Below are 25,931 nucleotides of genomic sequence, written 5' to 3' on the forward strand. Positions count from 1 at the left end.
ACTCCCAGGGAGGGGATCAGACGTGGCCCGTGGACAGCGTGAACCGATGCCTGGCCTGTACCCGGTGACGTTCGGCGAGGTCGAGTTGCTCCGGGATCTGGACAGACAGGACGGCTGGGTGCTGTCCAAGGATGGCGTACCTCAGTCGTACATAGATCTTCAAGACCCGACATTTCTGGAATTCGAGTATGTACGACTCATGGCGGATGTGATCGACCTTTTGTCAGAAGGGCCGTTGAGCTGCGTCCACGTGGGCGGCGGCGCCTGCACGATCCCCCGCTACGTCTCCGCCACCCGCGCCGGCTCCAGGCACATCGTCATCGAGCCCGACGGCCTGCTGGTCAACCTGGTACGCGAGCAGCTCGACCTGCGCTCGGTGCCCCGGCTGAAGGTCATCGTGGCCGGCGGCAGGGAGGGCACGGCCAAGGTCTGGGACGAGACGGCCGACCTGGTGGTCCTCGACGCGTTCACCGGCGCGACGATGCCGGTGGAGCTGGCCACGGCCGAGTACATGGGCGACATCGCCAGGATCCTGCGCCCCGACGGCACCCTCCTGATCAACCTGGCCGACGGCAAGGGCCTGGCCTTCGCCAGGCGCCTGCTGGCCACGGTGACAAGCACGTTCGGGCACGTGGCCCTGCTGGCCGAGCCGGGCATCATGCGGGGCCGCCGCTTCGGCAACCTCATCGTGGCCGCCTCGCGGGCCGAGCTGCCGGTCGAGCTGCTGACCAGGAAGGCGGCGGGCGGCCTGACGCAGGCCCGCTGCGTGCACGGGGAGGCGCTGACCCACTTCATCGCCGGCGCGGCGCCCATCAGGGACGGTGACGCGGTCATCGCGCCCGTCCCGCCTCCCGCCGTCTTCGGCTGACCACGGCGCCCCGGAATAGTTGAATTCTAAACTTGGTTGAGCCGGGCAGACCCGCTGGAAGGAGCGCGACATGCCCGCCGTGACCGTAGAGAACCCGCTCACCCTCCCCCGCCTGCCCGAGCCACAGGCCGGTGAGCCCGGGCGCAAGGTGCTCGCCGTCGAGACCGCGCCCAGCGGGTTCGAGGGTGAGGGCTTCCCCGTCCGCCGCGCGCTGGCGGCGATCAAGCCCGAGTACCTGGACCCCTTCGTGATGATGGACCAGATGGGCGAGGTCGACTACGCGGCCGGCGAGCCCAAGGGCACCCCCTGGCATCCGCACCGGGGCTTCGAGACCGTCACGTACATGATCGACGGCGTGATGGAGCACCTCGACTCCAACGGCGGCGGCGGCACGATCACCAACGGCGACACCCAGTGGATGACCGCGGGGGCCGGGATCCTGCACAAGGAGGCGCCGCCGGAGTGGCTGGTGCAGCAGGGCGGGCTCTTCCACGGCATCCAGCTCTGGGTGAACCTGCCGGGGGCCAAGAAGATGATCGCACCCCAGTACCAGGACATCGGCGGCGCCAGCGTCGCACTGCTGAGCAGCCACGACGGCGGGGCGCTGGTGCGGCTCATCGCCGGGGACCTGGCCGGGCACGTCGGGCCCGGCAGCACGCAGACGCCGATCACGCTGCTGCACGCCACCGTCTCGCCGGGGGCGCGGCTGGTCCTGCCGTGGCGCAAGGACTTCAACGCGCTGGCGTACGTGCTGTCCGGGCGCGGGACCGCAGGCGCTGAGCGACGGCCGCTGAGCGGCGGGCAGCTCGCCGTGTTCGAGGGGTTCGGGAACCGGCCGGGGCTGGCGACGCAGGCCGGGAGCATCACGATCGCGGCGGCCAAGGAGGCGATGGAGGTGATCGTGCTCGGTGGTGAGCCCATCGGGGAGCCGGTGGCGCACTACGGGCCGTTCGTCATGAACACCAAGGCCGAGCTGGTGCAGGCGTTCGAGGACTTCAAGGCGGGGCGGCTCGGGAGCATCCCCGCCCAGCACGCCTGATCACCACCAATCAGTGAGCTGTACGGGGAGTCGGAGGCCACGCTCGTGTACGACGTTCACACGGCGATGCCCGCCGGCGTCCAGCGCACGGCCGAGCACTTCCGGCTGCGCGACGGGCGGATCAGCACGATCATGCTGATCTTCGACGCCGCCCCGTGGCAGCCGATGGCCGCCGCGATCACGTGAGCGGCGCGTGATCGCGGGCCGATCGCCTAGTTCAGGCTCAGGCAGGCGACCCGATCGCCGGCCTGGCCGACCTTGGGCCCGGAGGTGACGGTCGGCTGGTCGTGGATGACCAGGGAGCCGGGCAGCTTGGCACGTTCCAGCGGCCAGTCGTTGCGGGCGCTGGACCGGCCCGCGCCCTCGGCGTCGGTGGTGAAGTCGAGCCAGACCTCGCTGACGCGGTCGATCCGGCCGGGGTGGTGCTGGTAGTGCGGGCCGGCCTCCTCGGGCTGCCGGCCGCACGGCTTGACGTGCAGATGGGCGCCGTAGCGGCGCTCGGGCAGCAGGCCCTCGACGACCAGCGAGGTGCGCGTCCGGCCGCCGCCGGACTCGATGGTGACGCTGGCCTGGGCGCCCTCGGGGGCCAGCTTGCGGTCGTAGGCGATGGCGCCGGGGTCGTCGGTGCCGAACTCGCCGGCGGCGTTGAGGTTGACCGTCTCGTCCGGCGCGGTCTTGGCGTTCTGGACCGGGGCGGGCGGGCCCGCGCAGGCCCCGGCCAGCGCGGTCGTCGCGGTCATGAGGGCGAGCAGGAACGCGGGCACGCGCATGGGACCTCCCACAGGTGGCGCCCCTCCGGCATCGGGGGCTCCGAGAGGGCACCCACTCTAACGAGTGATTGGCCCGCTACGTACGGTCATTCGCCCTGCGCGCCATGTTTTGCCGCGATCTCGTCGATCGTGGCGGCCAGCGTGAAGTCGAGGTCGGTGAGGCCGCCCTGGTCGTGGGTGGTCAGCGTCAGGTGCAGGCTGCGCCACCGGATGTCGATGTCGGGATGGTGGTTGAGCTCCTCGGCCTTGACCGCGATCTCGTCCACCATGCGGATGGCCGCGGGGAAGTCGGGCGCGGTGACCGTGCGCTTGATCGCCTCGCCCTCGCGCCGCCATCGGGGCAGGTCGTTGAGCTTGCTCTCGACGTCCATACCCCGCACGTTACTTCAAAGCGCCCGAGCCGAGCCCCGACTGGATCTGCCGCTGGAAGAGGATGTACACGATCATGACCGGGAGGATGGTGATGGACAGGGCGGCGAACAGCCCCGGCCAGTCGGCCTCGTAGCCGGCCAGCGTGGAGATGCGGGCGATGCCCTGGGTGAGCACCCACTTGTCCGGCGCGCCGGCGAGCAGGACGAGGGGCAGCAGGTACTGGTTCCACTGGCCGAGCACGTTGAAGATAGTGATGCTGATCAGGCCCGGCCTGGCCATGGGCACCATGATCTGGAAGAACGTGCGGGTGTGGGAGGCGCCGTCGATCAGCGCCGCCTCGGCGACCGCCTCGGGCAGCGTGCGGAAGAACGCCGCCAGGAAGAAGACCGTGAACGGCAGCGAGTAGGCGATGTAGACCAGCACCAGGCCGACATGGCTGTTGAGCAGCCCGACCTGCTTGACCACGAAGAACAGCGGCCCGAGAGCCAGGAAGACCGGGAAGGCCAGCCCGGCCACGAAGTAGTAGTAGATCACCCTGCTGCCGGCGAAGCGGTAACGCGCCAGCACGTACGCCGCCATCGAGCCGAACACCATGGTGCCCGCCGTGCCGAACACCACGACGACCACGGTGTTCAGCATGTACTGCCCGATGTGCGCCTTGTCCCAGGCCCGGCCCCACGCGTCGAGCCGCAGCGCGCCGGGCAGTTGCAGCGGGTCGCCGAAGATCTCGGTGTTGCTCTTGAACGAGGCCAGGAACGTCCACAGCAGCGGCGCGATGATCAGCAGGGCCCAGACGGCCAGCGCCACATGGGACAGCGCGCTCAGCACGCCCGGCCCCTTCTCCCTACGCGAGGCCATCCCTACAGCTCAACCCTCTCACGTCTGGTCGTACGCAAGGTCAGCACCGCGAACGTCACGGTGAGGAAGAACAGCGCCACGCCCATCGCGGACGCGTACCCGACCTTCTGGTAGGAGAAGGCGGTGTTGTAGATGGTGATCGGCAGGATGGTGGTGGCCCCGTCGGGCTCGCCCTTGTCGCCCGCCAGCACCTGGATGAGCGCGAACCCGTCGAAGGCCGCGATGCCCAGGTAGATCCAGCCGACCTGCACGGTGTCGCGCAGCAGCGGCAGCGTGATGGAGAAGAACAGCCGCAGGCGGCCCGCCCCGTCGAGCGCCGCCGCCTCGAAGTAGTCCTTGGGGATGGCGGCCATGCCGGCGGAGAACAGCACCACGTAGAAGCCGACCGCCTGCCAGACCATCACCGCGATGATGGACCACAGGGCCAGGTCCGGCTCGATGAGCCAGCCGACCGGTTCCAGGCCGAACCTGGCCAGCACGCCGTTGACGACGCCGTCCTCGTCGGGCCGGTAGACGGCCTGGAACAACACGCCGACCACGGCGACGGCCAGGACCTGGGGGAAGAAGAACACCACGCGGTAGAACTTCGACCCCCAGACCCCTCTCATGCCGGCGCCGCGCGGGCCGCCGCCGAGGTTGAGCAGGAAGGCGAACAGCAGCGCGATGACGATGGTCGCCAGCGGCAAGACCAGCAGCAGGATCCCGTGGTTGCGCAGGGCCCGCCAGAACACCTCGTCCGCCAGCAGCCGGCCGAAGTTGTCCAGCCCCACGTAGCGGACGATCGAGCTGTAGCCGTTCCAGCTCGTCAGCGAGAGCTGGAACGCCTGCACGTAGGGGCTGATGACGAAGACGGTGTAGAGCGTGAGGGGGACGGCCAGGAAGCCGGCGACGAAGCCGTACCTGCGCAACCGCTCCATCGGTCACTGGCTCCGCGTCTGCTTGGTGACCGACTCGTCCCGCTTGACGGCGTCGGCCTTCTTCTGCATGTTGGCGCAGAACTCCTCGGGGGTGATGCGGCCGGCCATGACCACGTTGATCTGCTCGGTGCCGTAGTCGAAGAGCTCCTTGTACCAGCCCTCGAAGCGGGCCTCGGTGATGATGTTCTGGCCGGCCTTGTCCTGGGCGCGGGCGGCGCTCATCAGGCCGGCGGGCAGGTCCACGCCCTCGGCGGCGCCGTTCACCACCGTGACGTTCTTGGTCAGCTCGGTGAAGGAGCGGGCGCCCTCCTTGGAGAGCATGATGCGCAGGTACTCCAGGCCGCCCTGCGGGTTCTTGCCCTTGGCGGCGACCACGAAGTTCTCCCCCACGCCGACCTGGATGGCGCCGTACGGCATCTGGTCGGAGCCGGTGACCTCGGGGATGGGGGCGATGGCGTACTCGAAGTCCTTCGGCTTGTCCTTGGCCATCTCGTTCTCGATCCAGGAGCCGACCGGGTAGAACAGCACCTTGTTCTGGAGCTGCTTGATCTGGGTCTGCGTGTGGTCGAGGCCGAAGTACGCCTTGTCGCCGTATTTCGTCTGAACGTCCACCCAGACGGTGACCGCCCGCTTCATCGGCTCGGCGTTCCAGGCGTTGTCGACGAGGTTGTCGATGTCGAGGATGACCTGATTACCGCCGATCTTGGCGGCGGTGTAGAGGACGTTCCAGAGCTGGTAGTACGGCCCCTTCTGCCCCGGGTAGGCGAACAGCAGGATGCCCTCGCCCTTGGCGGTCTCCCCCAGCGCCGTGAACTCCTCCCAGGTCGTCGGCACCGTCCAGCCCTTGTCCGCGAACAGTTTGGCGTTGTACCAGAGCGCGCGGTGCGACACGGTGTAGTTGAGCACCAGGTCCTTGCCGGTGACGTTGGCGTTGGTGAGCACGGCGGGCGTGACGGTGTCGCGCACCTTCTTGGCCGGGTCGTCGATCGAGGGGGCGTCGAAGAGCGGGGCCAGGTCGGCCAGGTGCCCCTCGGCGGCCAGCGCGGCCAGGTCCATCGACTTGGGGCCGGAGTTGTTGATCACGTCGGGCGGGTCGCCGGCGACCAGGCGGGGGCGGAGCTGGGTGCCGATCTCCTGGGTGGCCGTGTGGGTGATCGCAGCCTCGGGGAACGTCTGCTTGTAGAGCTTCTCGTGCAGGTCCTTGGCGTAGGCGTCGCCGTACGCGCCGCTGAAGATGGCCACTTCGAGCGGCTTCTTGGCATCCACGCCGAAGGGGTTCTTCGGGTTCGCGGAGGCCGGGAGCGAGGTGGCGGGGGCGGGCTCGCCCCCTCCCGTGCCGGCGGTGGCGCAGGCGCCGAGCAGGCCCGCGCCGGGACCGGCGACGAGTGCGGTCATGCCGATCCGGCGTATCAGCTGGCGCCTGGTGATCTCGCCCGGGTGGGTCATGGGGGCTCCCTGAATTAGGAAAGTTTCCTAAACGATTGCCCGCAACGTACGAACGGGCTCCGACGCCCGTCAAGGGGGTGCGATCGAGACGTGACCTTGCCGTGATTGCCTTGCCTAGAACGGCGTTCTAGAAGCAGAGTGGTTCGCATGATTGTGGAGTACGCCGACCAGGTGTGGCGGGGCGAGGCCGACGACAGCATCGTGGACAGCGGGATGACCGGCAAAGGCGTCCTGACCATCGCCGACGGGGTCGGCTGGTGGTCGGGGTTCGGCAACGTCGTCGCCTTCGAGACGGAAGGCGAGCTGGTGCTGTTCGACACCAGCAGCCCGTTCTCGGCGGCGAAACTGCACGAGGACGTACGGAACTGGACGCGGGCCCCGCTGACCACCGCCGTCTACTCCCACGGCCACATCGATCATGTCTTCGGCACGGCCCCCTTCGAGGAAGAGGGACCGCGAGCCACCGTTTATGCCCATAGAGCGGTAGTTGACCGCTTCGAGCGCTATGTGCTGACCAACGGCTACAACGCGGTGATCAACCAGCGGCAGTTCCAGGCGCCGAACCTGCGCTGGCCCGACTCCTACCGGCACCCCGACGTCACCTACACCGACACGCTGACCGTGCGGCGCGGCGGCCTGACGTTCGACCTGGTGCACGCCAAGGGCGAGACCGATGACGCGACGATCGGCTACGTGCCCGAGCACCGGCTGCTGCTCCCCGGCGACTTGTTCATCTGGGTGACGCCCAATTGCGGTAACCCGCAGAAAGTGCAGCGCTATCCCCGCGAATGGGTGCACGCCTTGCGCCTGATGGCCGCCATGGACGCCGAAATCATGCTGCCCAGCCACGGCGCCCCGATATTCGGCCGCGACCGCATCAGGCAGGCGCTGCTGGAAACCGCACAATGGCTGGACTCGCTCGTCACGCAGACCCTCGAACTGCTCAATGCGGGGGCCAGGCTGGATGAGATCGTGCATTCCGTACGACCGCCGGACCACCTCGCCGACCGGCCCTATCTCCGGGCAAGGTACGACGAGCCGGAATTCGTGGTACGCAATCTGTGGCGGCTCTACGGCGGCTGGTACGACGGAAATCCGGCCCAGCTGAAACCCGCGCCGGAAGCCGTCCTGGCGAAATCCGTGGCCGAACTCGCGGGCGGCCCGAAAGCGCTCGCCGACGCCGCGCTCCGGGCCCTTTCCGACGGTGACGAACGATTGGCGGGACATCTCGCGGAAATGGCCGCCCTGGCGGCTCCGGACGACGCGGGCGTGCACCGCGTGCGCGCGGAGGTCTTCGCCACCAGGGCGGCCGGCGAGCTGTCGCTCATGGCGAAGGGCGTCTTCACCTGGGCGGCGGAGGAGTCGAAGCGGCGCTCGTAGGTCCCTTCTGGCGCAGATGTCAGCCGAAGTGTGCGCGGGTCTCGGCGAAGGCCTGGTCGGTGCCCTCCAGGGCCGCCGCCACGTCGGCCTCCGTGTGGGCCGCCGACAGGAACCAGTTGTGCCACGGGTGGACGTAGACCCCGTGCCGCAGGCAGGCGTCGCTCCAGTGCATGGCCACCGACAGGTCGGCGTCGCCGTCGAAGCTCAGCCACGGGATCGTCACCGGGCCCGTCTGGTTCACCACGAAGCCGTGCGCCTTGGCCTGGGCGTACAGGCCCTCACGCAGTTGCGTGCCCGCGCGTTCCATGGCGCCGATGCCGTCCTCGTCGCGCAGCGTCTCGATGGTGGCCTTGGCCGCCGCCATGGCCACGGCGGAGAACCAGAACGAGCCGGTCGAGTACAGCGTCTGGGCGGGGCCGCGCAGGGCGTCGGTGCCCGTGACGGCGGCGATCGGGTAGCCGTTGGCCATCGCCTTGGACCAGGCCGTCAGGTCGGGGCGCACGCCGTACGGCTCCCAGGAGCCGCGCAGGTCGATGCGGAAGCCCGCCCGCACGTCGTCGATCACCAGCGCCGCGCCCAGGCAGTCCGCCAGCGCGCGGGCGCCGCGGGCGAAGGCGGGCTCCACCAGCTCCTGGTCCTCGAACGAGTCGTGCTTGAAGGGGGTGACGATGATCGCCGCCACGTCGCCCTCGACGGTCGCCGCCGCGGCCTCCAGCGACTCCAGCGAGTTGTACGCGAACTCCACCAGGTCGGCCCGCTCGTTCGGGGTGGTCCCCGACAGGGACGGCGTGCACCACGGGTCCGCCCCGTGGTAGGCCCCGTGCGCCATCAGCACCTTGGTGCGGCCCGTCGCGGCCCTGGCGACCATGAGGGCCTGCGTGGTGGCGTCCGTGCCGTTCTTGGAGAACATCGCCCAGTCGGCGCTGGGAATGGTGTCCACCAGCAGCTCGGCCAGCTCCACCATGATCGGGCCGGGCCCGTTGAGGCAGTCGCCGAGCGCGGCCTGGCGGGCGGCGGCCTCCTCGACGCGCGGGTGCCGATGGCCGAGCACGACCGGGCCCCAGCTGCACATGAAGTCGAGGTAGGAGCGGCCGTTCACGTCCCACTGCCGGCAGCCCTCGCCGCGTTCGAAGAACTGGGGGTAGCCGGGGGCGAACAGGGCCGCGTTGAGGTGGCCGTACATGCCGCCGGGGACGACTTTGGCGGCACGCTGGCGGAGGTCGGCGTCTGTGGTCATGAAGAGGAGTCCTAAGCGAGAAGGTCGAGGGTGGAGGACAGGTCGGTGAGCCCGGCGTCGGAGCCGAGCCCGGTGGCGACGCGGGCGGCGGCGGCCGTGCCCCAGCGGGCGGCCGTCAGCACGTCCTGATCGTGCAGGAGGCCGGTGATGAAGCCCGCGCAGTACGCGTCGCCGCAGCCGGTGGTGTCGGAGACGTCCGCCTTCAGCGCCGGTACGCGCTGCGTCCCCGCTTCGGTGACGACCAGGCTGCCCTCGGCGCCGAGCGTGACCAGCACGCCGCGCGGCCCGTCGGCGAGCAGCGTGCGGGCGGCGCTCTCCACGTCGCCCGCGCCGGTCATGAGCAGGGCCTGCGACTCGTTCGGCAGCACGTAGTCCACGTGCGGCAGGAACGCGCGGGCCATGCCCAGCAGGTCGGGCATCTCCGAGAGCAGGTCCATGGTCACGACGGTGCCGGCCGCCCGCAGCGCGTCCAGCAGGGCGAGGAAGGCCGGGTCGCCGAGGCCGAAGGTGACGTCCACGCCGCCCAGGTGGACGGCGCGGGCGGCGCGGAGCAGGTCCGGGTCGAGGTCGGCGGGGGTCACGCTGAGGTTCGCGCCGGGGACGTGGAAGCTGGGGCGCCCGCCGTCGGGCCTGATCGGCAGGATCGAGGCCGCCGTCTGCTCGCCGGCCCTGCGGACCAGGCGGGAGGTGTCGACGCCGCGCTTGGCCAGGATCATCAGCAGGAAGTCGCCCAGCTCGTCGTCGCCGATGGCCCCCATGGTGACCACCTCGTTGCCCAGCTTGACCAGGTCCACCGCCGTGCCGGCGGCGGCGCCCGCCGCGGTGAGGCGGATCTGGTCCACCAGCACCGTGTCCTGGCCCTGGGGGATGTGCTCGACGGGTCTGGCGAGAATGTCGACGATGTGCACGCCGACTGTGACGACGGTCATGGTCTTAAATAGACAGACGTCCGAATAAAACGTCAAGAGGGGTGCGATGCCGAAGATCGTGGACCACGACGAGCGCAGGCGTGAGGTGCTGTCGGCGGCCAGCCGGGTGATCGTCAGGGACGGCATCGACGCCGCCACCACCCGGGCCATCGCCAAGGAGGCCGGCTACTCCAACGGCGTGCTCGCGCACTACTTCGCCGACAAGGACGAGATCCTGCTGTCGGCGTTGCGGCACTCGCACCGGCGCATCAGGGAGCGCCTGACCGGCAAGGTCGCGGGGATGACGGGGCTGGCGGCGCTGCGCGAGGTGCTGCTGGACAACCTGCCGCTGGACGACGAGCGGGCCGCGGAGACGCGGCTGGAGGTGAGCTTCTGGAGCCGGAGTCTGGCCGCCGGGCGGCTGGCCGAGGTGCAGCGAGCGGAGGCGGGCGAGCTGCGGGCCGCCGTGCGCGAGCTGCTCGGGCAGGCGCGGGAGGCCGGGGAGCTGACGGTGGACGACGACCTGGACGAGGTGGCGGAGCGGCTGCTCGCCCTGATGGACGGGCTCAGCCTGCGGCTGCTGCTCTATCCGGATCGGCTCAGCAGGGACGACGTGGAGCGGCTGATGCTCCGGACTCTGGAGCGGCTGTAGCGACCGGCCGACCCGCCTACTACTGTCCAGTCACATGAGCCTTCGCGAGCAATTGTGCGAGTACGGCCGGCGTGCCGTGGACCTCGGCCTGGTCATCGGCACCTCCGGCAACCTCAGCGTGCGCGAGGGCGACCTGGTGACGGTCACGCCGTCGGGCGTCGCGCTGGACCGGCTGACGCCCGAGCTGTGCCCCGTGGTGGACCTGACGACCGGCCGCCGGGTGGCGGGCGAGCTGCGGCCGTCCAGTGAGACACCCATGCACCTGGCCATCTACCAGGCCACCGACGCGCAGGCGATCGTGCACACGCACTCCGTGTTCGGGACGGTGGTGGCCACGACGATGACCGAGCTGCCGCCCGTGCACTACAACGCGCTGCTGCTCGGCGGGGTGGTGAAGGTGGCCGAGTACGCCACGTACGGCACCCCCGAGCTGGCCGCGAACGTGCGCGCGGCGCTGGAGGGCAAGCGTGCCGCGCTGATGGCCAACCACGGCGGGGTGACCATCGGGGCGACGCTGGAGGAGGCGTTCGAGGGCACCCGCCTGCTGGAGTGGCTCTGCGAGGTGTACGTGCGGGGGCTGGGCGTCGGCAAGCCGACGATCCTGACGGACGAGCAGCTCGCGGCCGTGGTCGAGCGGACGCTCAACCCCCCGCCGTTGTGACGGCTCGCAGGGGCGAGCGCCCGCCCGATCCCGCCGCTAGGCCAGCGCGGCCTGCTCGGCCAGCCCGAGCGGGAGCCCGCCCGAGCCGGCGATCCGGTCGTGGAAGTCCTTGAGCGAGCCCTGGAACGACTCCCTGATGCGGTCGATCTCGATCGCGCCCGTGAGGTAGGAGGGCGCCTGCGTGGGCCAGGCGCAGTAGCGGTTCACCTCGCCCTGCGCGGTGCCGGGCGACAGCGACGCCTTGGTGGCCATGTGCGTCTCGGCCTCCTCGATCGTCATGTCCTCGCAGTGCAGGGCGGTGTCCACGACGATGCGGGCGGCGCGGAAGATGCGGCAGTCCAGGTGGGCCAGCTCGGTGGCCGGGGTGTCGAAGTAGCCCTGCTCGTGCAGCAGCTTCTCGACGTACAGGGCCCAGCCCTCGGTGAAGTACGGCGTCCTGAAGACCTTCCTGACCGTCCTGGGGTTGCCCGCCATGTACGACAGGTGCCAGTGGTGCCCGGGGTAGGCCTCGTGCACGGCGATCGAGGGCATCTGGGCCCGCGAGTTCGTGCGCAGGCGCTGGCGTACCTGCTCGGGGGTGAAGTCGTCCGGCGTGTAGGGCACGAAGAAGACGCCCGTCCGCGAGGCGCTGAGCGGCGGCGGCGCCAGGTAGTGCGCCACGGACAGGACCGGGCGGGTGTACTCGGCGGACGGCAGCACCTGGCACTCCTCGCCGTCGGCGAACGTCACCAGGTCCCGCTGCCGGACGAACTCGCGGGCCCGCAGGGTCTCGGCCTCGTACTCGGCCCGCATGTCGGCCAGGGTCGGTGGGTGGTCGTCCATGAGCTGCTCCATGGCGGCCCGCCAGTCGTGGGTGCCGTTGACCTGGAGCGCCACCTCACGCATGCGGGCGTCCAGCTCCGCCCAGGCGGCCTTGCCCTTCTCGTGCAGCTCGGCGGCGCCGTAGCCGAGCAGCTCGCGCTCGCGCAGCAGCGTGGAGTAGAGCCGCTCCCCCATCCGCCAGGTGCCGCCGCACTCGAAGCCGTCGAGGAAGGTGACCAGCTCGTCGAACGCCCGGGCGGCCGGCTCGGCGGCCTCGGCGAGGCGGGCGCGCAGGGCCTCGTCCTCGACCATGGCCGGGATCGTGCGGGTCAGGAAGTTGCGGCCGGTCCGCGCCTGGCCGAGCCCGCGCTCCACCAGCAGCGGGGCGGCCAGGTCCGGGTCCAGGTTGGCGCGGCAGGCGGCCAGCACGCCGGGCACCTCGGCCAGGCGGAGCAGCGCCGAGGCGACCAGCTCGGGCTCGGGCTTGAGCCGGCGCTGGAACGGCGTGTACAGGGAGGTGAAGATCGCGCCGAGGTAGACGCTCGGGTCGCGCCGCCACTCCGGCCAGGAGGCGAGCGCGATGGAGCCTCGGAGCTGCGACAGGACGAGATCTCTGTCGATCGCGTCGTCCAAGGTGGGCGCCTCGGCGGCCGACAGGCGGTCGAGCCAGAGCACCTGCTCGCGCTCGCGGGCCTGCCACGCGGAGGCGGTGAAGTCGCCGAGGGTGTGATCGTAGCCGTCGGCCCCGAGGGAGGCTGCGACAACCGGACGGTCGGAAAAGTACCACTTGAGAAACTCGTCCACCGGTGCACCATATCCTGAGCAAATGCCCCTGCAGATCACTGGCGCGCTAGGCGACCCTGACCTGATCCGCCTCCCCTGGGAGACCCCTCTCGAAGACTGGCCGCAACACCATCTGGTCGATCTGCCGCGCGGCATCTCGCGGCACGTGGTGCGCTTCGCCCGGCTGTCGGGCAAGGTGTACGCGATCAAGGAGATCAGCGAGCGCTACGCCAAGCGGGAGTACCAGCTTCTGTGGGACCTGGCCAGGCTGGACGCCCCCGCCGTGGAGCCGGTCGCGTACGTCACCGGGCGCGAGGAGGGCCTGGACGCGGCGCTGATCACCCGCCACCTGCAGTTCTCGCTGCCCTACCGCGCGGTCATGTCGGGCACCCTGCGCCCCGACACGCTCACCCGCCTGCTGGACGCGCTCGCCGTGCTGCTGGTGCGGCTGCACCTGAACGGCTTCTACTGGGGCGACTGCTCCCTGTCGAACACGCTGTTCCGGCGCGACGCGGGGGCGTTCGCGGCCTACCTGGTGGACGCCGAGACCGGCGAGATGCACCCGATGATCAGCGAGGGGCAGCGGCTGACCGACATCGACAACGCGCACACCAACATCTTCGGCGAGATGCTCGACCTGGAGGCCGGCGGGCTGCTGCACCCGTCGATCGACCCCATGGAGACCGCCGAGGACGTCGTGGCCCGCTACCACCGCCTGTGGAACGAGATCAACGAGAGCGAGATCATCGAGGAGGTCGACTGGCACCGCGTCGAGCAGCGCATCAGGCGGCTGAACCTGCTGGGCTTCGACGTGGCCGAGATGATGGTGCGGCGCAAGGTCGGCACCGGCCGCCTGATCGTCCGCCCCAAGGTCGTGGACGCCGGCCACCACCAGCGCCGTCTGCTCCGCCTGACCGGGCTCGACGTCGAGGAGAACCAGGCGCGGCGGCTGCTCAACGACCTCGACGGTTTCCGGGTGGCCAAGGGGCTGCGGCACGAGGACGAGGCGATCGTGGCGCACCGGTGGCTGGCCGAGGTGTTCCAGCCCACGGTGGAGGCCATCCCCGCCGAGCTGCGCGGGAAGCTGGAGCCCGCGCAGCTCTTCCACGAGATCCTCGACCACCGCTGGTTCCTGTCGGAGCAGGACGGCTCCGACGTCGGGCTGGCCGCGGCGGTGAAGTCGTACGTGGACAACGTGCTCGTGCACAAGCCCGACGAGCGGGCGCTGCTCCCGGACGAGCCCGATCAATAGGCCACGCTGATGCGCTGACGCGGATGGGCCTGGTCGTCCACCTCGTCGGCGATCGCGACGGCGAAGTCCTCGGCGGTGATGAAGCTGCGGCCCTCGGAGTCGGTCAGCAGCAGGTCGCCGCCGAGCCGGTAGATCCCGGTGCGCTCCCCCGGGGCGATCTGCGCCGCCGGGGAGACGAACGTCCAGTCGAGGTCCTCGACCTCCCGGTACAGGCGCAGCAGCGCGCGGCCGGCCAGCGCCTCCTTCTTGTAGACGTCGGGAAAGTCGGGCGTGTCGACCAGGTCCTGCCCGGGGGCCACCTGGAGGCTGCCGGCGCCGCCCACGACGATCACCCGCCGCACCCCTGACGTCCGCGCGCCGTCGATGAGCGCCCGGTTGGCCGCCAGGAAGGGCGGCTCGGGCTCGCTGCCGTCGCGCGGCGGGGCGATCGCGGAGACGATCACGTCGTGCCCCTCGGCCAGCTTCGCGGTGTCGTGGACGTCGCCCTTGACGGGGCCGGTGCGGCTGAGACCGGTCACCTCGTGGCCGCGTTCGCGCAGCTCGGCGGCGATGCGCTGCCCGACCATGCCGGTCGCGCCGAAAAGAAGGATCTTCATGTCCGCCAGAGTATCCATCGGATACTGGTTACTTCATCGTGCTATAAGTACCTTATGGATACCGGCGATGTCTTCGACCCCAATTGTCCGACCAGGGTGGTTCTGGACCGGATCGGCGATAAGTGGTCGGCGCTGGTGCTGCTCTGCCTGGACGGCGGGCCCATGCGCTTCACCCAGCTCAGGACGCGGATCGGCGGCGTCACGCCCAAGGTGCTCACCCAGACCTTGCGGGCCATGGAGCAGGACGGGCTGGTGACGCGGGAGGTGTTCGCGGAGGTGCCGCCGCGCGTGGAGTACGCGCTGACGGAGCTGGGGCGCTCACTGCACGGGCCGATCTCCGTGGTGGCCGACTGGGCCGAGCGCAACGTCGCGGAGATCATGCGCTGCCGCGAGAAATTCTCATAAATCGTACGTTTTTCCGTAGTAGTTGGGTTTTTGTACTTCGCAGCCGTATAAAACCCCCACGCCCGACAGCCGCCGCCACCTGCGCGTGCTTCCTTCGCCCTACGCTGACGGGGTTCCACCATGGTGAGGGAGGTCACGTGCTGGGAATCGACGGCTGCCTGGCGGAAGTCATGTCCATACCGGGCGCGCTGGACGCCATGCTGGTGGACCACACGAGCGGCATGGCGGTGGCCTTCAGCACGGCTGTCGGGGTGGACGCCGACCGGTCGGCCGCCGCGCTGACCGAGGCCCTGCGCGCCACCACCGACGGCCTGGCCCGCACCTGCCCGGGTGACGTGCTGCGCATCGACGACATGCTCGTCACCACCGACAAGGGTCACCATCTGCTGCGGCTGATGGAGACCGTCTTCGAGGGACCGCTGGTCATCTATGTACGCCTTGACCTGGAACGATCCAACCTCGCCCTGGCCAGGCACCGCCTGCGCACCATCTCCAGCCGGCTCGCGACGTGACCCATGACCAAGCTCGACACACTCCTGGCCGGGCTCGCCCGCGAGCATTCCACCGGCGCGCTCCAGGTCGGCAGGAGCGGCACGATCTTCCTCTCCGACGGGCGCGTGACGTACATGGAGTGCGCCCAGACCTCCAGCGTGGAGCGGCTGCTCGCGGCCAGAGGCTTGATGAGCGAGGCGGCGCTGCGGCGGCTGCAGACCGACGGCGGCTGCGAGCGGCTGCTCGCCGAGGCACCGCTCACCCAGGGCGAGCTGCAGTACGCGGTGCTCGGCGGCGTCCTGGACGCGGCCTTCTTCCTGCTGCCGGTCAGCGGGGCGCGGCCCAAGTTCCGGCCAGGGGAGCAGCACTGGCTGGGCGGGCAGTGGTTCTTCGACGTGCCGGGCCTGGTGCGGGAGTGCGCGCGGCGCAGGGCGCAGCTCGCCCAGATCTGGCCCTCCGCCGAGGTGGACAGCCTGCCGGTGCGACCGCTGCCGCGGCTGCCCGGCCACGCGGTGACGCTGAGCCGCATCCAGTGGGAGGTCCTCGTCAGGGCCGACGAGAAGGCGACCCCGCTGGAGCTGGCCAAGCAGCTGGGCCGGTCGGCGTACCCGGTGCTGGTCGCGGTGCGGCGGCTGGCCGCCTCGGGGCTGCTCGCGGCCCCCGACCTGCCCCAGCGGCGGACGCCGCGCGAGCGTCCGCCGCACGACCCGGCGGCGCGGGCCCAGCCGCTGGGCCCGCCCGTGACGGGCGATCCGACCGATCTGGCGCTGCTGATGCGGCTGAAGAAGGCGCTCGAGGAGCTGTCGTGAGGTTCCCCTCACTCAGGAGGAGGCCACCCGTGGAGCTGGGACAAGAGGTTCTGGAGGAGATGGCGCTCCTGCGCGAGCGCACCCCGGACGTCCAGGGGAGCGTCGCGTGCACCGTCGACGGCCTGCAACTGGCCTGCGACCTGCCCGGGAAGGCCGGCGAGCAGGCGGCGGCGCTGTCGGCGGCGCTGCTCGCGATGAGCCGGCGCATGCTCGTCATCTCCGGCCAGGGGGCACTGGAGGAGACGCTCATCTCCGGCACGGCCGGGTTCACGGCGTTCTACGCCGCCGGCCCCACCATCGTCCTCACAGTCCTGGCCGGGCCCGGCGCGAACGTCGGGCTGCTGCGGCTGGAGGGCAGGAAGACGGCTGCCAGCGTGGCCGCCGTCGCAGCTCGTCAACGATGAGAGGAGAGAACATGGCCGGCATGGACGTGTCGCTCAAGGAGATGATGACCATCGACGGCTCCATCGGGGCCGCCATCGTCGACCACGGCAGCGGCATGGCGCTCGGCGCGCTCGGCGGCTCCAAGGACCTGGACCTCCAGGTCGCCGCGGCCGGCAACACGGAGGTGGTCAAGGCCAAGCTGCGCACGATGGACTCGCTGGGGCTCAAGGACGCCATCGAGGACATCCTCATCACGCTCAGCGGCCAGTACCACATCATCCGGCCGATCACCGGGCGCAGCGGCAAGGGGCTGTTCCTGTACCTGGCGCTCGACCGCAACCGCGGCAACCTGGCCCTGGCCCGCCATCAGCTCCGAGGCATCGAGGAGAAGCTGGAGGTCTGACGCCCGTTCCGGTGGCCCGCCCTTGGGGGGCCGGGCCACCGGCGGCGTCGGCCTCGTCGCCGTCAGGCCGAGGTCAGCTTGGTGATCTCGGCGACGAAGCTCGGCCACAGCTCGCGCGGCAGGTCGTGCCCCATCCCCGGATACGTCACCAGCCGCGCCCCCGGGATCGCCGCGGCCGTGGCCCGGCCGCCCACCACCGGGACGAGCGGATCCGCCTCCCCGTGCAGCACCAGCGTGGGCACCGCGACCTGGGCGAGCAGCTCCGTACGGTCGCCCGACGCCATGATCGCGGCGAGCTGCCTGGCCGTGCCCGCCGGGTCGAAGCAGCGGTCGTAGGCCAGCCCGGCCATCGCCCTGATCCGTTCCTGGTCCAGCTCGTAGCCCGGCGACCCGATCGTGGACCAGGTCCGTACCGCCTGCTCCAGCACCGCCTCGCGGCCCTGGGCCGGCCTGCCCATCAGGATCGCCGCGGCGGCCTCCGTGGGCGGGGCCACCGACGGGCCGGGCGTGGACATGATCGAGGTCAGGGTCAGCACCCGCTCGGGGTGCCGGATGGCCAGCGTCTGGGCGATCATCCCGCCCATGGAGGCGCCCACGATGTGCGCCGCCGTCCAGCCGAGCACGTCCATGAGGGCCGCGGTGTCGTCGGCCAGGTCGTCCAGCAGGTACGGCGGTGCCGCGCCCGTCGCGGGCACGCCGTGGTCGTGGAAGTGGGTGGACAGGCCCGCGTCGCGGTTGTCGAACCGTACGACGTGGTGTCCCTGCTCGGCGAGGAGCTCGCAGAGCCCCTCGTCCCACTGGATGAGCTGGGCGCCGAGTCCCATGATGAGGAGCAGGGGACGGCCCGTGGGTGAGCCGAAGCTCTCGTAGGCGATTTCGATGCCGTTCGCGGCTGCGCGGGTGGTCACGCCGACCAGAATGACATTCTGGTCGGCTCCTCGTAAAGCGCCGGCGCTTGAGAAGCGCCGGGGTCAGCGCACGAGGAGGGCGCGCAGGCGCTCGCCGCCGAGCACCACGCCGCCGCCCGCCATCGACAGGACGCCCGCCGTCAGCGCGCCGCCGACCACGCCCGACTCCTTCGCCTCGCCCACGGGGGCGTCGAGGAGCTGGTCGTTCGCGGCGGCGGACTCCTCCTCAGACTGCGGCGGGGTCGCGGGGTTCGGGTCGCGCCGGGACCAGGCGCCGGTGGAGAACGGCACGGGGTGGTTCTTCTTGCCCACCCCGGCACCCCACTTGGTGATGACGTAGTCGACCTCGATGTGCCCCTGGCCGCCGACGCCGTCCACGCCCAGCGTGCTGGGGTTGAACTCGCCGCCGGTCAGCTCGGCGAACGTCTTGGCGTCGAGGTCCAGCATGATGCCGCGGTTGGAGGGCGCGCCCGGCCCGCGGTCACCCACGAAGAAGGGCATCTTCTTGCCCTTGTACACCACGTAACCCTCGGTCAGCAGCGGCCAGCTCGGGCTCGCCGCCAGCCCCTTCTGCATCGGCTTGCCGCTGGCCGGCAGGCCCGTGTCACCGGCGCGGCCGGAGGCGTCGTCCCAGAAGTACGAAGCCGTGGTCGAGCCCTTGAGCAAAATCTTCTGGCCGGTGTCGGTGTCGGAGTCGGCATGGGCGGCCGTGCCGGCGATGGTCAGCGCTCCGACGGTGGAGGCGGTGAGCACGGCGAGGGAACGCAGGCCAAAACGGGCAGACATGAAGCAGCAAAACCCTTCACTGGGGGACAGGGAGGTTGCACTCACGGAAAAAAGGGCGCGGCGGAGCAGAACTCCGCGATATCGCTACGCGAAGCGCAAGATACGAGTCTTCGGGGAAGGGGGCCGCTCAGCAGGCGGCCGGCAGGTAGCGGTCCGGGGGTACGACGCGCTGGTGCATGGGGTAGCTTGTCCTCTCCATCACGCCTACCGGGTTAGCTGACGGGTTCGGGCGTGGAGATGCCCTACCGGCACAGCGCCGGATTCACCCCAACAAAGGTGGTTCCCCGGTTCCCGAGGGTTCGGGATTCGGCGCCAACCGGTCGTCCCTCTGGGGTAAGGACTAGGTCACCGGCTGGTAATGGCGATTACCTTAGCCACGGAATCGGACATCTGCAAACGATTCGCCATGAATCACCATAAAGATCTACCTGCGTTCGGGAAGAAAAAAGGGGGCACGGCATGCCGTACCCCCGCCAGAATGTCAGCCTCAGCCGCCGCTCTTGCGCCTGAACGATCTTTTACTCGCAGCCGGACCGTGCGCCCCGTGGATCTTCGATGGGTCGCCGCCCCTGCCACCGGCGCCCGATCCCGCGTGCTGGTTGCGCTTGCGCTCCAGTGCCTCGCGGAACTTGCGCTTCAGCTCGTCCTCGGGAGTTTCGCTGACTTCCGGCTCCGGTGTATCCGCCATGAGGACCTCCATGGTGTTGGGGACAGTTCACAGCTTCGCACGGGACCGCTTATGACGCGAAACCGGGCCTGCGCGCAAGTGAAGGCCCGCAACCGGAAGCCCGGGCCGGGACCGGGCGGGCGACGTCGATCACGGTCCCCGTACACACCGGGTAAAGGGGATCCGCTCCGTTCGTGGTGTTGGGTTGGGACAGGTGCGGATATGGATCCCACGATGAGACTCCTCGGTCGTGACCTGGCGATGGATCTTGGGGCGGCGAGCACGCGGATCTACGTCAAACGCAAGGGAATCGTGCTCGACGAGCCCTCCGTCGTCATGTGCGACGACCGCACGGGCAAGATCGTCGGATACGGCGCGGAGGCCGCCGACGAGACCGGCGGGCGCACGCACTGGCCGGTCAGCGGCGGGCTGCCGGCCGACGCCGAGCTGGCCCGGCGCATGATCCGGCACTTCCTGCGCAAGGTGCACTGGCACCCGTACGCCAGGCCGCGCCTGGTCATGGCGCTGCCGCCCGACTCCACGGCGATCGACCGCGAGGCGCTGCAGGACATCGCGTACGAGGCGGACGCCAGGATCGTGCACCTGGTCCCGCACGCGCTGGCGGCCGCGCTCGGCGCGGGCATGTCGCGCGGCGGGCACACCGGCCACATGGTGATCGACATCGGCCGCGACGCCGCGCGGATCGCCGTGCTGTCGGGCGAGTCCGTGGTGGCGACCGGCTCGGTGCCGTACGGCGGGCAGGCCGTGAACCGGGCGATCGTGCGCTTCGTGGAGCGGGAGCACGGGCTGCAGCTCGACGACCGCGAGGCCGAGGCGGCCAAGCGGCACGCGCACGACGGCGAGGTCATGGTGCGGGCCCGCGACCCGGAAACGGGCCGCGAGCGGCAGCTCACGCTGCCCGTCCAGCACATCTTCGAGGCCACCGGGCAGCCGGTGGAGTCGATCGCGCGGGCGGCGATGGAGACCGTGGAGCGCTGCCCCGCCGAGCTGGCCGCCGATCTCGGGGAGTGCGGCGCGGTGCTGATCGGCGGCGGGGCGCTGCTGCGCGGGATCGGGCGGCGGCTGCGGGAGACGTTGTGCATGCCGGTGCGCAGGGCCGAGCGTCCGCTGGAGTGCGTGGCGCTGGGGCTTGGCCGGTGCGTGGACGAGCTGGGATTGATCGGCAGGCTCCGTGGCGGGCGGACGTGACCCGCGTACCCGGCTCGACGCCCTGGCCAGAAGGAGGCAGCGCATGACCGTCCGCGGCATCGACCACGTCGGGGTGACCGTGCCCGACCTCGACGCGGCCACGGAGTTCTTCGCCCGCGCGTTCGGGGCCGAGGTGCTCTACGACACCCTCCCCCGCGCCCACGGCCCCAAGGGCGGCTGGGCGACCGAGCGGCGGCTCGGGGTGCCGCAGGGCACGGCGGAGGTCGCGGTGCGCATGCTGCGCCTGCCCAACGGGCCGGGGATCGAGCTGTTCGAGTTCAGCGGGCCGCGGCAGGGCGGGGCCGCGTTGCCGTGCGATCTGGGGTGGCAGCACGTCGCCCTGTACGTGGACGACCTGGACGAGGCGCTGCGGATGGTCATGGAGGCCGGCGGGGTGTGGCTGTCGGAGCCGGTGCCGCTGCCGGGGCCCGAGGCGGGTGAGCGCAATCGGTTCGCCTACTGCCGGACGCCGTGGGGCGGGACGGTGGAGCTGCTGACGTATCCGGACGCGCAGCCGTACGAGAAGGAGACGGACCAGCGTCGCTGGCGTCCATGACGGCGCCGAGGCTGCCGTGAGAAGGCGAGACGGCCGTGGGATGGCTGTCTCTACCGGCACACGCGCAGGCCGGGGGCCTCTGCCCAGCCGGTCAGCGCGAGGACGCGGCGGACCGCGGGCGAGATCGGATCGAGGACCAGTTCGCGGTCCCCGGGTAATCGGGCCGCGACGACGACGATGAGGCGCATGCCCGCCACGTCGATGAAGGTCAGCCCCGACAGGTCGAGCCGGATGTCGTGGCTGCCCGCGAGCAGGGCCCAGCCGAGCGCGCCGGTGAGCAGGTGACGGTTGCCGCGGTCGATCTCGCCGCTGATCCGCAGGCCGAAGGGATGCGCAACGAGGGTGACGCGTGCTCGGTCATCGGGTTGGACGGTCATCCGGCTCCGTGGGGCAAACTGCCGTACATCTCGGCATCTGCCCTGAGGGGCCTGATGTATGCCGCAACCGGCCTCGCCGCGCCGTGCTTTTTGCGTGATTCACTCGTTAGCCGACGGTGATCTTCGATAGAGTCCCCGTGTGCGCGCCCGCCGTCACGCCCTGCCCGCGGTGCTTGTCTGTGTCGCGGCGGTCACGGCGTGCGCGGCCGCGTCCGAGCTGCCCACCTTCGAGGCGGCCACCAGGCGGCTGGACGCCGACGCCGGCGAGCTGATCAGGGCCACCGAGCTGCATCTTTCGGCGGTGCGGCGGGCCGACGACGCCACCTGCGTGCCGGGGCAGATGCGGCATTTCGTGCAGGCGGAGAGCGATCGAGCCGGTGCGACCGACGGGCTGGTCTCACGGTTGCGGGCGCTGGGCTACGACCAGGTGGTCGACGATCTCGACCTGCGCGACGACGACCAGGACGTGGCGGTGCTGCGCCATCCGCGCACCCGGCTGGAGTTCGAGCTGACCGTGCTGTCCGGCGAGCGGGGCGGAGTCCGGGTCGTGGGCAGGACGACCTGCTACGCGACCGAGTAGGCCGCCCGGGCTGACCCGGACGGCCTACGACGGACAGCCTGCAGTGGACGGCCCGCGACGGACGGCCCGCGATGGACGGCCTGCAGTGGACGGCCCGCGACGGACGGCCCGCGACGGACGGCCCGCGATGGACGGCTACGGCGTGGAGAGTGCCTCGGTCGGGGAGAGCCGTGAGGCGCGGATGGCCGGGTAGAGGCCGGCGATGGCGCCGATGAGCAGCGTCGCGGCCAGACCGCCGATCGTGGCCCAGGCCGGAACGACCGAGGGCCAGCCGCTGTAGAGCGCGTACCCCATCGTCACCCCCGTCCCCAGCAGCACCCCGCCGGTTCCCCCCAGCGCCGACAGCAGCAGCGACTCGGCCAGGAACTGCGTCCTGATCTGCCCCCGGGTGGCCCCCAGCGAGCGGCGCAGGCCGATCTCCGAGCGGCGCTCCAGGACCGAGATGACCATCGTGTTGGCCACGCCGACCCCGCCCACGAGCAGGGCCACCGCGCCCACGCCCAGCAGCAGGTTGGCGAACGCCTGGCTGGTGGCCTGCTTGGCGGCCAGCGCGTCGGACGGGCGGGAGATGTCCACCTCGTTCGGCGCCTGCGGGTTGGCCGTGCCCGCCAGCACCTGCCGCACCGACTCCAGCCTGGCCTCCTGCGAACGGGTGTAGAGGGTGGTCGGATGGCCGTCGAAGCCCAGCCGTTCCTCGGCCACCGGCCAGCCGATCAGCACCCCGCTGTCCAGATCCGTGGCCAGCGCCACGGGCTCCAGGATGCCGACGACCGTGAACCGGATGCCGCCGACGACGATCTGCGTGTCCGGGCCCGCCGCGCCGATGCCGAGCCGCTGCGCGGTGGCCGAGCCGATCACGGCGGCCGGATAACGCTCGGTGGCCGCGTTCAGCCAGGTGCCGCTGCGCAGGCTCGCGCCCACCGTGGCGGGCAGATCGAGCCGGGCCGCGTAGGCGTGCAACCCGCCCGTCTGCGCCTGCGGGATCTGCTCGGAGCGGTAGACCTTGGCCTCGGCGACCTTGCCGATCGACGAGACCGCCTCGACCGGGCCGATCCGCTCGATCATCGCCTCGGCGTCCTGCGGCATCCGGGCCGCCTCGCCGGTGAGGGTCGTACCGGAGGACAGCGTGAGCAGGTTCGTGCCCAGCGCCGACAGCTGGCGATCCAGCTCCGCCCCCGACGACGAGGAGAGCCCGACCACGCCGACCATGGCCGCGATGCCGATGGCGATGCCGAGCGCCGACAGGAACGCCCGCAGCGGGCGCGTGCGCAGACCGACCGCGCCCACCCGCATCACGTCGGCCGCCCGCATCCGGGCCGGCAACAGCCGAGGCCGCCCGCCGGGCCGCCCGCCGGGCCGCCCGCCGGGCCGCTCGATGACCGTCATCACGCCACCCCGGATTCCGCGTGCTCCGCGGGCCCTACCGGCTCTCGCGCCGAGTCGGAGATGATCTGGCCGTCACGCATCCGCACCTGCCGGGGCAGGCCGGCCGCGATCTCCCGGTCGTGCGTGATGATCACGATGGTGGTGCCGGCCGCGTTCAGCTCGTGCAGCAGCTCCATCACCCCGCTGCCCGAGACCGAGTCCAGGGCGCCGGTAGGCTCGTCGGCCAGCAGCAGCGGCGGGTCGCCCGCCACCGCCCTGGCGATGGCCACGCGCTGCCGCTCCCCGCCCGACAGCTCGTGCGGCTCATGATCCATGCGATGCTCCAAACCCACCCGCTTGAGCGCGGCGGCGGCCCGGCGGCGCCGCTCGGCCCTGCTCAGCCCGGTGTAGACCAGGCCGTCGGCCACGTTGTCCAGCGCCGGCACCTTGGCCGCCAGGTGGAAGGACTGGAAGACGAACCCGATCGTGGTCGCCCGCAGCGCCGAGAGCTGGTTGTCCGACAGCGTCGACACGTCGTACCCGTCGATCTCGATCGTCCCGGCCGACGGCCGGTCCAGCGTGCCGACCACGTTCAGCATGGTCGACTTGCCCGACCCCGACGGGCCCACGATCGCGACCAGCTCACCGTGGCCGACCCGCAGCGACACCCCCTTCAGCGCCGCCACCCCGCCCGGATACGTCCGCGACACCTCCGCCAGCGCGATCATGGGATAGCCGGTCATTTCGGCATCCCCACGGTCATGCCCTCACGCAGCCCGTCCCCGGACACCTCGACCCTGCCCCCGGCGAATAGCCCCGTCCTGACCGCGACGTACCGGGACATGCCGCCCTCGACGACCTCCAGGCCGAACCCGCCCTCCTGCAGCGCCACCAGCGCGGCCACCGGCACCGTCAGCACGTTCTTGCGCTGCGAGGCGGTGAACGTCACATCCACCGACGCCTTGTCCAGCCCCTTGGCCGACTTGGCGTCACCGATGGAGACCAGCGCCTCCACCCGCGTGTCCGGCTCCTCCTGGCCCTGCCCGGGCACGATGACCGTGGCCACCTCGGTCACCTTGCCGCCGACCTCCTCACCGTCCGGCAGCGTGACCTCGACCTTGGCGCCCTTCCTGGCCATCCGCTGGTCCTCGGCCTCCAGCTGCACGGTGATCACCTTCGCGGTGCCCGTGTACGTCAGCACCTTCACACCCGGCTGGGCCGGCTGGCCCTCCTCGGCCTCGACACTCTCCACCCGCACCGTGCCATCGGCGAAGACGACCTGCCCCAGCTTGACCACACCGGTCTCCTCCAGGCCACGGTCCTCCTGCCACTCCAGCACCGCCTCGTAGGTGTCGTAGGTGAACTCCTCATCCACCGTGAACCCGTCGTAGCCGAGCTTGTCCAGGTTGCGCTCCAGGTTCTCGACGTCCCTGCCCTCCACACCGATCCTCAGGTCACGGTAGGCGGGCACGTCGCCGTACATGAGCGTGACGGGGTCGTTGTCCAGCCGGTACAGCGACTTGCCGCGGGTGATGGTCGCGCCGCTGTCCGGCAGCCAGGTGATCGTGCCGGGCGCGCGGCTCACGGCCGTGGTCACCGGGCCGTAACCGAGTTCACCGTCGGCGTCCCTGGTGTCGTTCAGCGTCTGCCTGGTCACCGTGGCGGTGGCCGGGGGCAGCGCACTGGCCGACCGGGCAGGGCCGGCACCTTCGAGCACGCCCGTGCTGTTGAGCGCGACGAACCCGCCGCCCGCCGCCGCCACCGCGATCAGGAGCCCGGCCACCAGCTTGCCTCTGCCGCGGCGGCGGCGCTGCCGGGCAGGCGTGGCCGCCGGCTCCGCCTTGCCGTCGATGGTGGCCTCGCCCATCGTTGGGCCCATCAAGAACCTCCCAGCCCGGCCTCAGCGGACTCCTTCTGGCACTTCTCCTGCGCGGACTTGAAGTCGGGGTCCTCACCGACCTCGGGGGTGATGCGCATCATGCCGCCCTCGGGGTCGGGGTAGGCCTCCACGCCGTTGTCACGCATGCACTGGGCGAGCTTGCGCATGTTCTCGGCCATCTTGGGGTCGCCGCCGCCCTGGCGGGTGCCGCTCGGGGCGTACTGCTGGCACGCCTCCTGGGCGGCCTGGACCTTCTCCTGCGGAACGGTCTTGTCGAACTTCATCATCACCCTGCCGCTGGAGTCGGGGTCGGGCATGTCGATGCCGTTCTCGCGCATGCACTGGGCGAACTTGAGCGACTGCTCCTGCGGGTTCACGCTCGGCTTGGCGCTGGCGGCGGCCTGGTTGCCGGTGCCGCTCACCGAGGCCACGTCGGAGCCGCCGCCGTCGCCGGAGCCGCAGCCGGTCAGGAGCAGGCCGAGCGCGAACGGTGCCGTGACCAGCGCGCTGATGACTCGTCGTCGCATGAATGCTCTCCTCGTCGAAGGAACCTTCCAATGAAGGCCGTTCG

Annotated in this window: 32 protein-coding genes and 1 riboswitch; of the genes, 15 read left to right on the forward strand and 17 right to left on the reverse strand. The window is 70.8% G+C overall.

What is annotated here, in order from left to right; all coding sequences use genetic code 11:
• The first annotated feature begins 46 nt into the window (after positions 1 to 46).
• The 3 genes from LCN96_RS46735 to LCN96_RS46745 all read left to right on the forward strand — a co-directional run bounded on the left by LCN96_RS46735 (position 47) and on the right by LCN96_RS46745 (position 2,093).
• Positions 47 to 868, forward strand: coding sequence for a spermidine synthase (locus LCN96_RS46735; protein WP_225268840.1), 822 nt, complete (start codon positions 47 to 49; stop codon positions 866 to 868).
• A gap of 70 nt (positions 869 to 938) precedes the next feature.
• Positions 939 to 1,907, forward strand: coding sequence for a pirin family protein (locus tag LCN96_RS46740; RefSeq protein WP_225268841.1), 969 nt, complete (start codon positions 939 to 941; stop codon positions 1,905 to 1,907).
• 45 nt (positions 1,908 to 1,952) lie between these two features.
• Positions 1,953 to 2,093 (forward strand): hypothetical protein, encoded by a 141-nt coding sequence (locus tag LCN96_RS46745; protein ID WP_225268842.1) that lies wholly within the window; start codon positions 1,953 to 1,955, stop codon positions 2,091 to 2,093.
• Positions 2,094 to 2,119: 26 nt separating this feature from the next.
• Here LCN96_RS46745 and LCN96_RS46750 read toward each other — a convergent pair whose 3' ends face one another.
• The 5 genes from LCN96_RS46750 to ngcE form a co-directional block, all read right to left on the reverse strand.
• Positions 2,120 to 2,677, reverse strand: coding sequence for a superoxide dismutase family protein (locus LCN96_RS46750; protein WP_225268843.1), 558 nt, complete (start codon positions 2,675 to 2,677; stop codon positions 2,120 to 2,122).
• Between the two features lie 86 nt (positions 2,678 to 2,763).
• The gene (locus LCN96_RS46755) at positions 2,764 to 3,048 is read right to left on the reverse strand and encodes a 4a-hydroxytetrahydrobiopterin dehydratase (protein ID WP_225268844.1); all 285 of its coding nucleotides are present in this window, start codon (positions 3,046 to 3,048) and stop codon (positions 2,764 to 2,766) included.
• 10 nt (positions 3,049 to 3,058) lie between these two features.
• Positions 3,059 to 3,907: a carbohydrate ABC transporter permease gene (locus LCN96_RS46760; RefSeq protein ID WP_225268845.1), complete on the reverse strand. Its 849-nt coding sequence runs from the start codon at positions 3,905 to 3,907 to the stop codon at positions 3,059 to 3,061.
• 2 nt (positions 3,908 to 3,909) lie between these two features.
• Positions 3,910 to 4,824 (reverse strand): carbohydrate ABC transporter permease, encoded by a 915-nt coding sequence (locus tag LCN96_RS46765; protein ID WP_225268846.1) that lies wholly within the window; start codon positions 4,822 to 4,824, stop codon positions 3,910 to 3,912.
• A 3-nt stretch (positions 4,825 to 4,827) separates the two neighbouring features.
• A complete protein-coding gene (ngcE, locus tag LCN96_RS46770) occupies positions 4,828 to 6,270 on the reverse strand; it encodes an N-acetylglucosamine/diacetylchitobiose ABC transporter substrate-binding protein (protein ID WP_225268847.1) in 1,443 nt (480 codons plus the stop codon).
• Positions 6,271 to 6,417: 147 nt separating this feature from the next.
• Between ngcE and LCN96_RS46775 the strand changes: the two genes are divergently transcribed.
• Positions 6,418 to 7,650 (forward strand): alkyl sulfatase dimerization domain-containing protein, encoded by a 1,233-nt coding sequence (locus tag LCN96_RS46775; protein ID WP_225268848.1) that lies wholly within the window; start codon positions 6,418 to 6,420, stop codon positions 7,648 to 7,650.
• A 19-nt stretch (positions 7,651 to 7,669) separates the two neighbouring features.
• On the opposite strand, the gene LCN96_RS46780 is transcribed toward LCN96_RS46775, so the two are convergent.
• Together LCN96_RS46780 and LCN96_RS46785 are read right to left on the reverse strand one after the other, a co-directional pair.
• Positions 7,670 to 8,887, reverse strand: a complete 1,218-nt coding sequence (locus LCN96_RS46780) for an aminotransferase class III-fold pyridoxal phosphate-dependent enzyme (RefSeq protein WP_225268849.1) — start codon at positions 8,885 to 8,887, stop codon at positions 7,670 to 7,672.
• 11 nt (positions 8,888 to 8,898) lie between these two features.
• Positions 8,899 to 9,816 carry a carbohydrate kinase family protein gene (locus LCN96_RS46785; RefSeq protein WP_225268850.1) on the reverse strand — a complete coding sequence of 306 codons (918 nt, stop codon included), beginning with the start codon at positions 9,814 to 9,816 and terminating at the stop codon, positions 8,899 to 8,901.
• 46 nt (positions 9,817 to 9,862) lie between these two features.
• Here LCN96_RS46785 and LCN96_RS46790 point away from each other — a divergent pair, with 46 nt between their 5' ends.
• Together LCN96_RS46790 and LCN96_RS46795 are read left to right on the forward strand one after the other, a co-directional pair.
• Positions 9,863 to 10,447 (forward strand): TetR/AcrR family transcriptional regulator, encoded by a 585-nt coding sequence (locus LCN96_RS46790; protein WP_225268851.1) that lies wholly within the window; start codon positions 9,863 to 9,865, stop codon positions 10,445 to 10,447.
• 34 nt (positions 10,448 to 10,481) lie between these two features.
• Positions 10,482 to 11,108 (forward strand): class II aldolase/adducin family protein, encoded by a 627-nt coding sequence (locus LCN96_RS46795; protein WP_225268852.1) that lies wholly within the window; start codon positions 10,482 to 10,484, stop codon positions 11,106 to 11,108.
• A 36-nt stretch (positions 11,109 to 11,144) separates the two neighbouring features.
• Here the strand turns inward: LCN96_RS46795 and LCN96_RS46800 are convergent, their stop codons facing one another.
• Positions 11,145 to 12,713, reverse strand: a complete 1,569-nt coding sequence (locus LCN96_RS46800; protein WP_225268853.1) for a DUF885 domain-containing protein — start codon at positions 12,711 to 12,713, stop codon at positions 11,145 to 11,147.
• Positions 12,714 to 12,735: 22 nt separating this feature from the next.
• On the opposite strand from LCN96_RS46800, the gene LCN96_RS46805 reads away from it, so the two are divergent.
• On the forward strand, positions 12,736 to 13,944 hold the full coding sequence (locus LCN96_RS46805; protein WP_225268854.1) for a DUF4032 domain-containing protein: 1,209 nt from the start codon (positions 12,736 to 12,738) through the stop codon (positions 13,942 to 13,944).
• Here the strand turns inward: LCN96_RS46805 and LCN96_RS46810 are convergent.
• The gene (locus LCN96_RS46810; RefSeq protein ID WP_225268855.1) at positions 13,938 to 14,540 is read right to left on the reverse strand and encodes an NAD(P)-dependent oxidoreductase; all 603 of its coding nucleotides are present in this window, start codon (positions 14,538 to 14,540) and stop codon (positions 13,938 to 13,940) included. The two genes, LCN96_RS46805 and LCN96_RS46810, sit on opposite strands and share 7 nt — an antisense overlap.
• A 54-nt stretch (positions 14,541 to 14,594) precedes the next feature.
• Between LCN96_RS46810 and LCN96_RS46815 the strand changes: the two genes are divergently transcribed.
• From LCN96_RS46815 to LCN96_RS46835, 5 genes are all read left to right on the forward strand, one after another.
• Complete coding sequence (locus tag LCN96_RS46815; protein WP_080045699.1) at positions 14,595 to 14,945, forward strand: winged helix-turn-helix transcriptional regulator; 351 nt, start codon at positions 14,595 to 14,597, stop codon at positions 14,943 to 14,945.
• A 137-nt stretch (positions 14,946 to 15,082) separates the two neighbouring features.
• Complete coding sequence (locus LCN96_RS46820) at positions 15,083 to 15,457, forward strand: roadblock/LC7 domain-containing protein (RefSeq protein WP_225268856.1); 375 nt, start codon at positions 15,083 to 15,085, stop codon at positions 15,455 to 15,457.
• A 3-nt stretch (positions 15,458 to 15,460) separates the two neighbouring features.
• Positions 15,461 to 16,246 carry a hypothetical protein gene (locus tag LCN96_RS46825; protein WP_225268857.1) on the forward strand — a complete coding sequence of 262 codons (786 nt, stop codon included), beginning with the start codon at positions 15,461 to 15,463 and terminating at the stop codon, positions 16,244 to 16,246.
• A 29-nt stretch (positions 16,247 to 16,275) separates the two neighbouring features.
• On the forward strand, positions 16,276 to 16,650 hold the full coding sequence (locus LCN96_RS46830; protein ID WP_225268858.1) for a roadblock/LC7 domain-containing protein: 375 nt from the start codon (positions 16,276 to 16,278) through the stop codon (positions 16,648 to 16,650).
• A gap of 11 nt (positions 16,651 to 16,661) precedes the next feature.
• On the forward strand, positions 16,662 to 17,033 hold the full coding sequence (locus tag LCN96_RS46835; RefSeq protein WP_225268859.1) for a hypothetical protein: 372 nt from the start codon (positions 16,662 to 16,664) through the stop codon (positions 17,031 to 17,033).
• Between the two features lie 62 nt (positions 17,034 to 17,095).
• On the opposite strand, the gene LCN96_RS46840 is transcribed toward LCN96_RS46835, so the two are convergent.
• The 3 genes from LCN96_RS46840 to LCN96_RS46850 all read right to left on the reverse strand — a co-directional run bounded on the left by LCN96_RS46840 (position 17,096) and on the right by LCN96_RS46850 (position 19,415).
• Positions 17,096 to 17,941, reverse strand: a complete 846-nt coding sequence (locus LCN96_RS46840; RefSeq protein ID WP_225268860.1) for an alpha/beta fold hydrolase — start codon at positions 17,939 to 17,941, stop codon at positions 17,096 to 17,098.
• Between the two features lie 63 nt (positions 17,942 to 18,004).
• Entirely contained in the window at positions 18,005 to 18,727 is a 723-nt protein-coding gene (locus LCN96_RS57265) for a hypothetical protein (RefSeq protein WP_311132099.1), read from the reverse strand.
• 186 nt (positions 18,728 to 18,913) lie between these two features.
• A riboswitch (cyclic di-AMP (ydaO/yuaA leader) is annotated at positions 18,914 to 19,049 on the reverse strand.
• Positions 19,050 to 19,214: 165 nt separating this feature from the next.
• Positions 19,215 to 19,415 (reverse strand): DUF5302 domain-containing protein, encoded by a 201-nt coding sequence (locus LCN96_RS46850; RefSeq protein WP_185101482.1) that lies wholly within the window; start codon positions 19,413 to 19,415, stop codon positions 19,215 to 19,217.
• A gap of 213 nt (positions 19,416 to 19,628) precedes the next feature.
• On the opposite strand from LCN96_RS46850, the gene LCN96_RS46855 reads away from it, so the two are divergent.
• Positions 19,629 to 20,603: a rod shape-determining protein gene (locus LCN96_RS46855; protein WP_225268861.1), complete on the forward strand. Its 975-nt coding sequence runs from the start codon at positions 19,629 to 19,631 to the stop codon at positions 20,601 to 20,603.
• A 43-nt stretch (positions 20,604 to 20,646) separates the two neighbouring features.
• Entirely contained in the window at positions 20,647 to 21,159 is a 513-nt protein-coding gene (locus tag LCN96_RS46860) for a VOC family protein (protein WP_225268862.1), read from the forward strand.
• 50 nt (positions 21,160 to 21,209) lie between these two features.
• On the opposite strand, the gene LCN96_RS46865 is transcribed toward LCN96_RS46860, so the two are convergent.
• Entirely contained in the window at positions 21,210 to 21,536 is a 327-nt protein-coding gene (locus LCN96_RS46865; protein WP_225268863.1) for an STAS domain-containing protein, read from the reverse strand.
• Between the two features lie 139 nt (positions 21,537 to 21,675).
• Between LCN96_RS46865 and LCN96_RS46870 the strand changes: the two genes are divergently transcribed.
• A complete protein-coding gene (locus LCN96_RS46870) occupies positions 21,676 to 22,116 on the forward strand; it encodes a hypothetical protein (RefSeq protein WP_225268864.1) in 441 nt (146 codons plus the stop codon).
• A gap of 135 nt (positions 22,117 to 22,251) precedes the next feature.
• Here LCN96_RS46870 and LCN96_RS46875 read toward each other — a convergent pair whose 3' ends face one another.
• From LCN96_RS46875 to LCN96_RS46890, 4 genes are all read right to left on the reverse strand, one after another.
• A complete protein-coding gene (locus tag LCN96_RS46875; protein ID WP_225276211.1) occupies positions 22,252 to 23,427 on the reverse strand; it encodes an ABC transporter permease in 1,176 nt (391 codons plus the stop codon).
• A gap of 74 nt (positions 23,428 to 23,501) precedes the next feature.
• Complete coding sequence (locus LCN96_RS46880) at positions 23,502 to 24,224, reverse strand: ABC transporter ATP-binding protein (protein WP_225268865.1); 723 nt, start codon at positions 24,222 to 24,224, stop codon at positions 23,502 to 23,504.
• Entirely contained in the window at positions 24,221 to 25,360 is a 1,140-nt protein-coding gene (locus LCN96_RS46885; RefSeq protein ID WP_225268866.1) for a peptidoglycan-binding protein, read from the reverse strand. Before LCN96_RS46885 ends, LCN96_RS46880 begins: the two co-directional genes overlap by 4 nt.
• The gene (locus LCN96_RS46890) at positions 25,360 to 25,887 is read right to left on the reverse strand and encodes a hypothetical protein (protein ID WP_225268867.1); all 528 of its coding nucleotides are present in this window, start codon (positions 25,885 to 25,887) and stop codon (positions 25,360 to 25,362) included. Before LCN96_RS46890 ends, LCN96_RS46885 begins: the two co-directional genes overlap by 1 nt.
• Positions 25,888 to 25,931 lie beyond the last annotated feature (44 nt).

Source organism: Nonomuraea gerenzanensis (assembly GCF_020215645.1).
Taxonomy (GTDB): Bacteria; Actinomycetota; Actinomycetes; order Streptosporangiales; family Streptosporangiaceae; genus Nonomuraea; species Nonomuraea gerenzanensis.